Source organism: Priestia sp. YIM B13491 (assembly GCF_042787605.1).
In the GTDB taxonomy this organism is placed as follows: domain Bacteria; phylum Bacillota; class Bacilli; order Bacillales; family Bacillaceae_H; genus Priestia; species Priestia megaterium_E.
Genome location: NZ_JBHZOR010000003.1, coordinates 505,851 through 517,301, shown reverse-complemented (window position 1 = coordinate 517,301; position 11,451 = coordinate 505,851). Strand labels below are relative to the sequence as shown.

Below are 11,451 nucleotides of genomic sequence, written 5' to 3'. Positions count from 1 at the left end.
CAGCTTTTCTCTTAAAAAGTATAAAACTCGCCATCATCTGGAACAAAGACGTGAGATGTCATGTCTTTTTCTTTGATAAAGCCTTTTAATTCTTCTCTTGATAGCGTCCAGTGATTTACAGCTTCCATATGGACAGAAATAATCGTAGCACGAGGGGCCGCTTTAAAAACTTGGTAAATATCTTCTTTCCCCATCACAAGAGAACCGCCTTCTAAAAACTGATTATCGCCGCCGTTTACGACAATAACGTCGGGTTTATGTGTATTGATTTCTTCTTCAACAGCGGAATACCATACTGTATCTCCAGCTACATAGAGGGTTTTTTCACTCTTATCTTTAAAAACAACGCCGCACACTAAACCAGTACGCTTTAAAATTTCTCCTCTTCCGTGTTCACCTTTTGTTTTGATTAATTCAACGCCTTCAAAAACCGTGTTTTGCGTAAGTACTTCTACATTTTTAAAACCAGCTTCTTTTACTACTGCGGCATCTTCTTCATTTTGAACGAACATTTTGATGTCTTTTGGCAAAGCCTGCTTAGCCGCATCGTCAAAATGGTCTAAATGGAGGTGAGTGACAATAACCGCATCTACACCATCAATAATCTCTTCAACGGATATCGGTAAGTTCACTAAAGGATTGTTTTGATCTTGTCTGATCGAATTTGGGAAAGGAGGGTACGTGCCTTTTTCCGCTAACATAGGATCAATTAAAAATGTTTTTCCTCCGTATTCAACAATTAGAGTAGCGTTACGAATATGTGTAATCTTCATCTGTATCTCTCCTTTTTTTGATCTACATATAGTTTATAGGATGCTCTAGTTGCAAATACATAGATAAAATCAAGTCTTTTAACACTTTCACTTGATAAATGAAAGAATAGTAGTCAAAAGCAAAAAGAACCGAAACAGTGCTGTTTAGGTTCTTTTTAGGATTTCTTTTATCTCTTTATATATACGTACTTGGTTGCGTCCATGTTGTTTGGCATCGTACAGGGCGATATCTGCTTTATTCAACAGCTCATCTAACGTTTCATTTTCTTGTTTTTCCGCTTGTGCTACTCCAAGACTTAACGTAACAGAAATGGTTTCTTCGTTAATCAGTAAGGGCTGAGTCTCGACGTGACGGCGAATTTGGTCGGCAAGCGTTTCGCCTTCGGATAAAGTATAGCCCTTTAGCGCGAGTACAAATTCTTCACCGCCGTACCGAGCAAAAAGCGCTCCTTGCGGTAATACGGACTGACAGGCTTTTACGACATGTACAAGCACCTGATCGCCGGCATAATGACCATACGTGTCGTTCACTTTTTTAAAATAATCAATATCAAGTAAAAGAAGCGTAAAAGAAGCTGCGGACTGTTTTGCTTCTTTGAACGCTTGCTTACTGTGCTGAAAAAATGCCCGACGATTATAAATTTGCGTCAGCTCATCGTAATAAGCTTGGTTTTCAAGCTTTAGCTGAAGTCTTTTTAGCTCCGTAATATCCGTAAAAATAAGCAGCAAGCCGTGACTATTGTTAGCATACTGCAAAGGAGAGGTGCGAACTTGATACGTATACTGAGATTGATCCGTAGAAAAAAGCTGCAGCTCTTGACTGCTGTTTTTATTTTCGAATGTAAAAGGAAATGAACTGTCCGATAGAGTGAACCAAATATCAGCAAACCGTTTTCCAAACATCGCTTTTTTCAGCTGGGGAAACATGTTCTTCGACGCTAAGTTAAATTCAATTAATCTGTAAGTTTCATCAAGCACGATAACACCGTCATTGATGCTGTTAAATATCGCATCTTTTGCAACGGGCATGACTGTAAACATACGCGATGAGTTAATGGACCATAAATATAAAAAAGAAGAAACCCATAAAACCATCGGAACTGGATCAATTCCCTGCGGCGTAAAGCCCATTAAATAGACAAAAGCTGTGACGATAGGGACTAATTGCCCTACCATTAATGCAATTAACTGCAGGCGGTAAGCTTTGGCTGTTTCTTTCCAGCGGTAAACGGCGAGCAAAAAAGCAACGAACATAGACGAAAAGATGAACATGCCGTGAAACGTGTACCATGGTCCAATTTCTTGATGAATGTAAGGAGCACCTAAAACTGGGTCAATTTCAAATACGCGATAATGAAGGTGATGCCAGTCGTTTGTTGCGACCATAATCAAACTAATAAACGGAATGATAAAAAGCGCAAAAATATGTTTTTTCCTTACCTTTATGCCGACATACTGCATAACAAACAGCAGTCCTGCAGGAGGTGAAAAAGGCATGCCCACGTATTGAATAACGGTCCAAAATTTCATTTCCTCAAGATTAACGGATAGCAAGCTGAATGCCGCACCCATACAATAAACGGCGGTGAAACCCGTATGAAGAATAAATAAATGCGCAATATTGCTGTAGTGGTGACGTTTAATAAATACGTAAAAACACAAGTATAAATTAAGAACACCAGACGTACAGATAAGCGTTATATAAGCGGTTAAATCTAAATTCACAATCGTGTCCCTCATTAAGAAAGCATTTTTAGTTAAATGTAGCACAGTTCAAATAAAATGTGGATATTTTATTAGGAATTTAGTAACAGTGAAGGAAGTAGCTGGCTAGTCTATAAGAATTATCTCTCTTTCACTAGCAGATTATTAAAAATTCAGTATTTTATGTGTTGACATCGCTTTCATAGTAGAATATAATTTCGGTAATAACTTAAAACTGGATTGTTACTGATTCGATCAGGCATTACCTGTGTTAAAAATACGTGGTGTGTTCACGTGTTTTTAAGATGGGATTTTCATGTTTGTTCTGATGTGGGGGAAGCATCTATGAAATTTGTTAAAGTATTTAATAATAACGTAGCTTTGGTGAAAGACTCTTCTAATGTAGAATGGGTCATCATGGGAACAGGCGTCGGTTTCCAAAAGAAAAAAGGTGATCCCGTTGATAAAGCTGTCATTCGACGAAAGTTTGTGGCCGAGTCGTCCAACATTCGTCGACCGTTAGCTCAAATGTTAGAGAGCATCAAACCAGAAATTCTCGAGGTTTCTGTAGAGCTAATCAAACAAGCAGAAAAAGAAATAGGTGAGCCTTTTCGCACCAATATTCACTTGACTCTTGCGGATCACTTGAATTTTGCGATTGAGCGAAGTCATAGTGGCCTTGAATATGCGCAGGCAAGCCGCTGGGAAGTCAAGAAGCTTTATCCGAAAGAGTATAATGCTGCGGTTAACGCGATTCGACTAGTGTATGACCGGCTTGATGTGCTTCTGCCTAAAAGTGAAGAGACGTTTCTTACCTATCATTTTGTCAACGCACAGAATGTACAAGCAAAAGTGGAAGAAACGATGAAGATGACTGAAGTGATTAATCGAATTATCGATATTGTTCAATATCATTTTCAGCTAAAACTTGATGAAGAATCGATGAATTATTCCCGCTTTGTCACGCATCTGCGATTTTTTGTCTTACGTCAGCTGGATCAGAACCCACATGTTTCTCCTGAAGTTGATGCTACGCTGCTGGATGTTGTAAAAACAAAGTATGAGAAAGCGTACAAAGCTGTTGAAAAAGTGACAAATCTGCTTCATAAACAGTACGGTTGGTCTTTAACGTCAGATGAAAAGCTTTACTTAACGCTACACATTTGGCGCGTGACGAATCTCGTAGAAACTGAATAATTGTTCTTCATTGGAGGATTGTTACTGACTCGATCAGGCATTACCCAAGCAGACATTGACATGTTCCAAACATGTAGTGATCTGTTTGGGTTTTTTTATTGAAAAAAGGAGGGATATAAATGACTTCATATAAAGAAACAGCTAAACAAGTAGTAGATAAAATCGGTGGAGTACAGAACGTTAACCAGGCTTGGCACTGCGTGACGAGACTTCGCTTTAATCTTCACGATAAGAATAAAGTCCAGGTTGAGGAAATTAAGCAAATAAAAGGAGTGATGGGCGCTCAATTTTCCGGTGATCAGTTTCAAGTCATTATTGGAAACAGAGTGGCTGAAGTGTTTGAAGAAGTTGAACCTTTAGTAGGAAGCGGAAGCGCTGCTGAGGAGAAAAGCGGTACAAAACAAGGCGTTGTTTCACTTGTAATGGACAGTATTTCGGGAATTTTTACTCCTATCTTACCAGCGCTTATTGGTGCGGGTATGCTAAAGGCTTTTGTCGCTTTATTTGCTACTCTCGGATGGCTGAGCATAGAAAGCGATACGTACGCCGTGCTAAACGCAATTGGAGACGGAGTCTTTTACTTTTTACCCTTTTTCTTAGCAGTTTCAGCAGCTCGTAAGTTTAAAACAAACGAATACTTAGCGCTTGCTTTAGCAGCTGCCATGCTGTATCCGACCTTTGTAGATGCAGCACGAGGTATTACGAAAATAAAAGAATTCACGTTATTTGGAATCAATTTTATATCCATTCCAGTTGTGAACTATACGTCTAGCGTTATACCGATTATTTTAGGTGTGCTTTTATTAAAGTATGTATATAAATTTGTTCGCTCATGGATGCCGGCTACTCTTACGGTCATGTTTTCACCACTGCTTACCCTTTTAATTGCTGCACCTATCACGTTATGGGTAATCGGTCCGCTTGGAACGTATATGGGAGACGGAGTAGCCATTATGTTCTCTTGGATGTTTGAAACAGCAGGTCCGCTGGCAGGGCTTTTACTAGCAGGTCTTATGCCTCTTATTATCATGACCGGCATGCACTATGCAATAGGTCCGATTGCGATTCAAAATCTAAAAGTATACGGATTTGACAATGTTTTGATGCCAATGATGTATATCAGCAACCTTGCTCAAGGTGGAGCAGCTTTTGGAGTAGCCTTGAAGACAAAAAATAAAGATTTAAAGCAAGTGGCATTTTCATCGGCCATTTCAGCTGTTATCGGAATTACAGAGCCCGCTATGTACGGAGTAAACATGAAGTTAAAAAAACCTTTTTATTACGCTATGGCATCTAGTGCACTGCTCGGTGGCTTTGCTGGTTGGTATGGTTTTAAAGCTTTTACACTAGGAGGATTAGTCGGAATCTTTGCTATCCCTACGTTTGCAGATCCAAGCGGAGCAGCAGGCAATTTAATTGTCGCTGTGGCGCTGCTGGCAGCGGCAGTTATTTTACCAGCTGTTTTGGTACTCACTCTTGGATTTAAAGATATTGCTTCAGAAGAAACAGAAAAAAATACAATCAAACTTGAAGAACATCCTGTCACAGAAAAAGCGCCATTACAAAATGTTTCTCTAGCAGTAGAGGCGAAAAAAAGCGGTAAAACAGCAAGCGTCTTCTCTCCGTTGCACGGTGAGCTTGTACCGCTGCATCAAGTGTCAGATGCAACATTTGCTCAAGAAATTATGGGGAAAGGAATTGCAATTAAACCGAACGAAAACCGCGTAGTTTCGCCTATTGCTGGCACGGTTATGGTGCTGCCTGATTCTCAACATGCAATCGGCATTAAAGGAGAAGAGGGCGAAGAAATTTTAATTCATATTGGAATTGATACCGTTTCTTTAAAAGGAGAGCATTTTAAAGCACTGGTAAAAGAAAAAGATTATGTAAATGCAGGGCAGCCGCTCATTGAATTTGACCGGCATGCGATTGCAGAAGCTGGATTCGAAACCGTTACGATGGTTATTATCACAAACACCGCAGAGTATTTAGATGTGCTGCCGGTCAATGAAATAGGTCCAATTTTTGAAGGGGAACAGCTACTTTCTGTAGTGAAATAAATGCTATTTTTAATAAAAATATGAAAAAAGGACGTGGGGGCTATGTTAACAAATAATACTGTATTTAAAAAAGGATTTTTATGGGGAGGAGCGACGGCTGCTAACCAAATTGAAGGAGCTTACGACGTTGATGGAAAAGGGCTGTCTACTGCAGACATGATCCGATTTGTCCCAAAAGACGAACGAACTGGTTATTCAATGGATGTAAAAGCAGATTATATTGAAGATGTGCTTAACAACAAAGTAAACGATCGTTTTCCAAAGCGTACGGCTATTGACTTTTATCATCGCTATAAAGAAGATATCGCACTGTTCGCGGAAATGGGATTTAAAACGCTTCGCATTTCGATCAACTGGGCGAGAATTTTTCCAAATGGAGATGATGTGAAGCCAAACGAAGCGGGTTTACAATTTTACGATAATTTGTTTGATGAAATGTTAAAGTACGGCATTGAACCATTGGTGACGCTTTCGCATTATGAAACGCCGCTTGAGCTTACCCGTAAATACAACGGCTGGTACAGCCGCAAGCTAATTGGCTTTTATACACGCTACGCGGAAACGGTATTTACACGCTATAAAAACAAAGTAAAATACTGGCTGACGTTTAATGAAATTAATGTGATTACACATAGTCCTTATACAGGCGGCGGTATTTTAGTTGAAAACGTTCCAAATCAGTCAGCGGAGCAAATTGCGTATCAAGGGGCGCATCATCAGTTTGTTGCGAGTGCACTTGCCACTAAGTTAGCTCACGAGATTATTCCTGATGTAAAAGTAGGATGTATGCTTGCGCGTATGACAACGTATCCTGTGACGAATCATCCGGATGATATTTTACTAGCTCAGCATAAAAATGACTTGAACTTATTTTTTACAGATGTTCAAGTTCGCGGAGAATATCCAAAGGTAATGGAGCGTTACTTTAAAGAAAACAACATTCAAATCGTAAAAGAAGTAGGGGACGATGAGATTATCAAACAATACCCTGTGGACTTTATTTCGTTTAGCTACTATATGTCTCTTTCTGTCACAACTCAAAGCGAAGAAGACAATGTCCTAGGAAATATGATTGCAGGAAGTGTAAAAAATCCTCATCTTCAAACGTCCGACTGGGGATGGCAAATCGATCCGAAAGGACTGCGCTATACGTTACAAGATTTTCATAACCGTTACGGCAAACCGCTGTTTATCGTTGAAAATGGTTTAGGAGCTCATGACAAAGTAGAAGAAGACGGCTCTATTCATGATCCGTACCGCGTAGATTACTTAAAGCAGCATATTGAACAAATGAAAGAAGCTGTTAAAGATGGTGTGGACTTAATGGGCTATACGGCGTGGGGACCTATTGATTTAATCAGTGTGTCAACAAACGAAATGTCAAAACGATACGGCTTTATTTACGTAGATCAAGACGATGAAGGAAATGGTACGCTTGAACGATCTAAAAAAGATTCTTTTTACTGGTATAAACAAGTGATTCAGACAAATGGAGAAGATTTATCTTCATCTACAAAAGTCAAAGTTTCTCAGTAAAAAACACATGCCTGAAAACACGAGATGTCCTTCATCTCCTTGTCTTCAGGCATATTTTTATTGTGAGTCTATTTACGTTTTATAAAGGTGTCACCTGCATTTTTTTCTGTCTAAAAAAGACCCAATCTGTAAAGCCGATTTCTTTAAGACGCTTTTTTACAAGTTCAAAATCGTCGCCAATGCGTTCCGGATCATGAGCATCGGAACCAAATGTAATGTGTACCCCATAGTGCAGGGCTCTTTCTAAAATATCATCTGCAGGATACCAGCCTCCGCAGTCTTTGGTTTTGCCTGATGTATTCACTTCTATAGCAATGTCATGCGCTGAAATCACTTTTAGCGTCTGATCAATAACAGCTGTCTCGATAGAAGAAAAAGAGGGATAGAATCCTTTCATGGCATCAATATGGCCAAGAATCTGAAACATTCTGCTCCGGGCGGATTCTTCGATTAATTGATAATACGTTTCTTTCGTGCGCTGCTTTTCTTGCTGAGAAAGACCTTCCCAGCGCGTTTTATGAAAGATGCTGACTTCATCAACTTGATGGACAGAGCCAATTATGTAGTCAAACGGATATTTTTCATAGTAGCTTTGGTATACTTTTGCATGCTCGGGAAAGAAATCAGACTCCACGCCTAACAGTACTTCAATTTTCTCTTTATATTCTTCTTTTAGTTTCAAAATCTCAGCTACATATCCGGAAAATGCGCTTTTTCCCATCGCAATATGAGGATAAGGCTGGTCTTCTTCGCTCGCAAAATAAGGAGAATGATCCGAAATTCCAATGATATCAAGCCCTTTATTAATGGATGCCTCTATATAATCTCGAATCGTTCCGCGAGCATGTCCGCATCGGTCGTGATGGGTATGAAAATCAAATTTTAACTCAGCGTTCACTTTTCATCACCTCTGTTATCTTTTTGTGTGGTGTATAGAATATTCTACAAAGAAACAAAGTATCCCCCGTAGAAATGGATGAAGAGAATATTTCTTGGCTTGCTGGTGAGTCATCTACTAAAAAAATTGTACAGAAAGAGGTTATTTTATTTAATTTGCCGCAAAAATTGAAATGGAATCCATACCAAAAGTTACATTTGATTCGGCAAGCTAAAACGCATATACTACTCATACACGATCTGAAATAACGTTCAGGTAATCGCTGCATCATTTGATGTTGAGGAAAGTCCATGCTCGCACGGTGCTGAGATGCCCGTAGTGTTCGTGCCTAGTGAAAAAATAAGCTAGGGCAGCTTGGCTTATAGCTTAGCTGACGGCGGGAAAAACCACCTAAGTCTTTGGATATGGTCGAGTATCCCTGAAAGTGCCACAGTGACGAAGCTTTGCTGGAAACAGCAAAGGTGGAACGCGGTAAACCCCACGAGCGAGAAACCCAAACAATGGTAGGGGAACTGTCTCTAAGGAATCAAACGGAGAGACGGACGGTTACATGTGTAATCGTAGATAGATGATTACCGCCTGAGTACGAGAGTAAAATCGTTTGCAGTACAAAGGTACAAAACATGGCTTATCGAACGTTGTTGAACAGAGACTGACTGTAAAATACGTAACCAAAACAAACCAATGAGGTTTGTTTTTTTGTTTGTTATTTTTAAATCATAGCCGACTCATTGATAGAGTGCTTGAATTTTCCTAACTATAGTATGAGAATTCAAGGTATATGGAAATACATATTGTCTAAATTGCGGTATAGTTTACTTGTACTTACTAAATACGGGGAAAGGGAGAATATTCATGATTAAAAAAATGGAGCATACAGCAATTATTGTTGGAAATATGGATGAGACGATTCACTACTACGGAGATATGTTTGGCTTTAAAGTTCGCCTTCAAGGATCTAACGAGAAAAGAGAGATGGCTTTTTTGTATCTTGAAGAACAGCCGGGTATGGAAATTGAGCTCATTCGAGATATTGATCCGATTGGCGAGTATAACAAAAGCGGGATTGTTAACCACCTTGCCTTTACGGTAGAGGATATAAATAAGGCGATTCAACATTATAAGAGCAAAGGAATTGAATTTTTATCATCTGAGCCTCAGCCAACGCTTGAAGGCGGCCGTATGATTTTATTTCACGGACCTAATGATGAGTTGCTGCAGTTAGTAGAACGAGTTAAACTCTAAAAAAGTTTACTTTAAGGGGTACATACAAGAAAAAATGCGTTTTACATTCTCAAAAAAGACCTTTCTTTGATTGTGAGAGAAAGGTCTTTTTGATGTGTAGTTACTATGATATCTTAGTTAGCTTTTTAATAACTTTCCTTACGTTTCATACCAAATCCTTCTTTCTGCTAGAAAATGATGAGTATAAACTTTTAATAAGTGCCGTATACAGCAATCGTCAAGGTGAACTAAAAACATCCTCGAGTATGTTTCCATTTTTTATAGTAACACCCTCTATTTATAATGTATAATTCATTATAATCATATTTTTCATACATCTATGTAATGAATAGAACGGTTAATAAGGAGATGGTACAAAGTGGAGTGGCAGCAGTTTAAATATTTTCAAACGCTTGCACGTACACAGCATATGACGCGCGCCGCAGAAGAACTGTTAATTACGCAGCCTGCGCTCAGTCGTTCAATTGCTCGTTTTGAAGAAGAAGTAGGAGCGCCTCTATTTGACCGGCAAGGACGTTCCATTCGATTGAATCAATACGGTAAAGTTTTTTTGAAGCGTGTAGATAATATGATGAAAGAATTTGATAAAGGACAAGAGGAAATTCAAGCGCTGCTAGATCCGGAAAAAGGGCAGGTGTCACTTGGATTTTTACATACGCTCAGCACAGATTTGATTCCAGATTTAATCGCGTCGTTTCGCAGCTCATATCCTAAAGTGAATTTTCAGCTGAGGCAAAGTCCTTCTCACGTTCTTCTTGAGCAGCTGCAGCTCGGTGAACTGGATCTTTGTTTGATTGCCCCTATGGAAGAGAAATCGATCATTAAGTGGCAGCATCTTTGGAGTGAAGAGCTGTTTGTGATCGTACCGAAAAATCACCGGTATGCTGATCGTGAAAGTATTGCACTAGAAGAAATTGCTGAGGAATCCTTTATTCACTTAAAAGAAGGTTTTTCTCTTCGTCTTACGTTTGAGCAGTTATTTGAAGAGACAGGGGAAAAGCCTCACATCATGTTTGAAGGAGAGGAAGCTGACACCGTAGCAGGACTTGTAGGAGCCGGCTTAGGAATTTCTATCCTTCCAGATTTACACGGAATCGATCAAAGTAAAATAGTGAAAATCCCATTAGCTAAAGCCAACTGCCACCGAGTAATTGGACTAGCATGGATTGAAGGAAGATATCTATCACCGGCTGTTAAACAGTTTAGAAACTTTGTTTTACATAAATTTAATGACCAGAAATAACGGTATTTCGTAGCCTAAACTTGTTTGCAAACTCAGTCCTTTTTTCGTTGGAATAATCGTTTTAAAATCGATCTTTTTTTACCTACTACGCTGCTTTCTTTTGAAGCTTCTACTAATTCTGAAATGGCCTGCTGTTCACGCAGGCTTTTGCGCAAAGATTGAATAAGCTGCTTATCTTTTTCCTGAAGAATTTGTTTTGTATCAGGCTCTTGTTGGGGTGAAGACTGTACCGGCTGTTCGGGAGGTGTCGGCTGCTGGTCGTCGGCCTCGGGCTGGTCAGCTGCTTCTGCGGTGTTCTCTGTGTCCTCTTTGTCTTCGGCTTCTTCTAGAGACACGGCAGCTTGATCCTCGCTTGTAGTCAAAGAGAATTCTTTTTGCAGCGCTTCATTGATTTCTTCTGCTTGACAGCCCTCATCATAAAGCTGCTTAATTTTTAGTAAAACGGTCGCAGCCGCAGCTTCATATTGTTTTGGTCGATGATCTTCTTTTTGTATAAAGAAATATTGGAATTTATCTATATATCTTCTAATCGTTGAAGTAGGAATACTCGTTTCTTCAGATAACTCTTTTACACTAAGCCATTTTGTCATTTTCTCACCACTTTTTAAATGATTACTTATTCGTCAGCATCAATTTGAAATTGTACTAGTATCTCTACTGTTTATCTTATCATGTAACGCTTCTACGTACCTTGCTGTGTTGGTTTCTGTAACGTTTTTATAATCACAGTGTCATAAATGAGGTATAAGCTGCCACTCGCACAAAGATTTGTTAGTTGAAGAATGGGAAATAATC

At 39.3% G+C, this 11,451-nt stretch carries 9 protein-coding genes and 1 other RNA gene; 6 read left to right on the top strand and 4 right to left on the bottom strand.

Annotation, left to right across the window (positions count from 1 at the left end):
• Positions 1-11: 11 nt before the first annotated feature.
• Both ACFX4E_RS13750 and ACFX4E_RS13745 read right to left on the bottom strand, forming a co-directional pair.
• Positions 12-773: an MBL fold metallo-hydrolase gene (locus tag ACFX4E_RS13750; protein ID WP_098334317.1), complete on the bottom strand. Its 762-nt coding sequence runs from the start codon at positions 771-773 to the stop codon at positions 12-14.
• Positions 774-917: 144 nt separating this feature from the next.
• Positions 918-2,498: a histidine kinase N-terminal 7TM domain-containing diguanylate cyclase gene (locus tag ACFX4E_RS13745; protein WP_377238419.1), complete on the bottom strand. Its 1,581-nt coding sequence runs from the start codon at positions 2,496-2,498 to the stop codon at positions 918-920.
• Positions 2,499-2,822: 324 nt separating this feature from the next.
• On the opposite strand from ACFX4E_RS13745, the gene ACFX4E_RS13740 reads away from it, so the two are divergent.
• From ACFX4E_RS13740 to ACFX4E_RS13730, 3 genes are all read left to right on the top strand, one after another.
• Positions 2,823-3,674, top strand: a complete 852-nt coding sequence (locus ACFX4E_RS13740; RefSeq protein WP_098432278.1) for a PRD domain-containing protein — start codon at positions 2,823-2,825, stop codon at positions 3,672-3,674.
• Between the two features lie 119 nt (positions 3,675-3,793).
• Entirely contained in the window at positions 3,794-5,734 is a 1,941-nt protein-coding gene (locus ACFX4E_RS13735) for a beta-glucoside-specific PTS transporter subunit IIABC (protein WP_377259046.1), read from the top strand.
• 42 nt (positions 5,735-5,776) lie between these two features.
• Complete coding sequence (locus ACFX4E_RS13730) at positions 5,777-7,270, top strand: glycoside hydrolase family 1 protein (protein ID WP_252123539.1); 1,494 nt, start codon at positions 5,777-5,779, stop codon at positions 7,268-7,270.
• 79 nt (positions 7,271-7,349) lie between these two features.
• Here ACFX4E_RS13730 and ACFX4E_RS13725 read toward each other — a convergent pair whose 3' ends face one another.
• Positions 7,350-8,168, bottom strand: coding sequence for a histidinol-phosphatase (locus tag ACFX4E_RS13725; RefSeq protein WP_098334321.1), 819 nt, complete (start codon positions 8,166-8,168; stop codon positions 7,350-7,352).
• Between the two features lie 247 nt (positions 8,169-8,415).
• On the opposite strand from ACFX4E_RS13725, the gene rnpB reads away from it, so the two are divergent.
• The 3 genes from rnpB to ACFX4E_RS13710 all read left to right on the top strand — a co-directional run bounded on the left by rnpB (position 8,416) and on the right by ACFX4E_RS13710 (position 10,656).
• Positions 8,416-8,804, top strand: an RNA gene (rnpB, locus tag ACFX4E_RS13720) — RNase P RNA component class B.
• A 219-nt stretch (positions 8,805-9,023) separates the two neighbouring features.
• Positions 9,024-9,413, top strand: a complete 390-nt coding sequence (locus ACFX4E_RS13715; protein WP_043981309.1) for a VOC family protein — start codon at positions 9,024-9,026, stop codon at positions 9,411-9,413.
• Positions 9,414-9,771: 358 nt separating this feature from the next.
• Positions 9,772-10,656 carry a LysR family transcriptional regulator gene (locus ACFX4E_RS13710; RefSeq protein WP_028409386.1) on the top strand — a complete coding sequence of 295 codons (885 nt, stop codon included), beginning with the start codon at positions 9,772-9,774 and terminating at the stop codon, positions 10,654-10,656.
• Between the two features lie 32 nt (positions 10,657-10,688).
• On the opposite strand, the gene ACFX4E_RS13705 is transcribed toward ACFX4E_RS13710, so the two are convergent.
• Entirely contained in the window at positions 10,689-11,246 is a 558-nt protein-coding gene (locus ACFX4E_RS13705; RefSeq protein WP_102813574.1) for a MerR family transcriptional regulator, read from the bottom strand.
• Positions 11,247-11,451 lie beyond the last annotated feature (205 nt).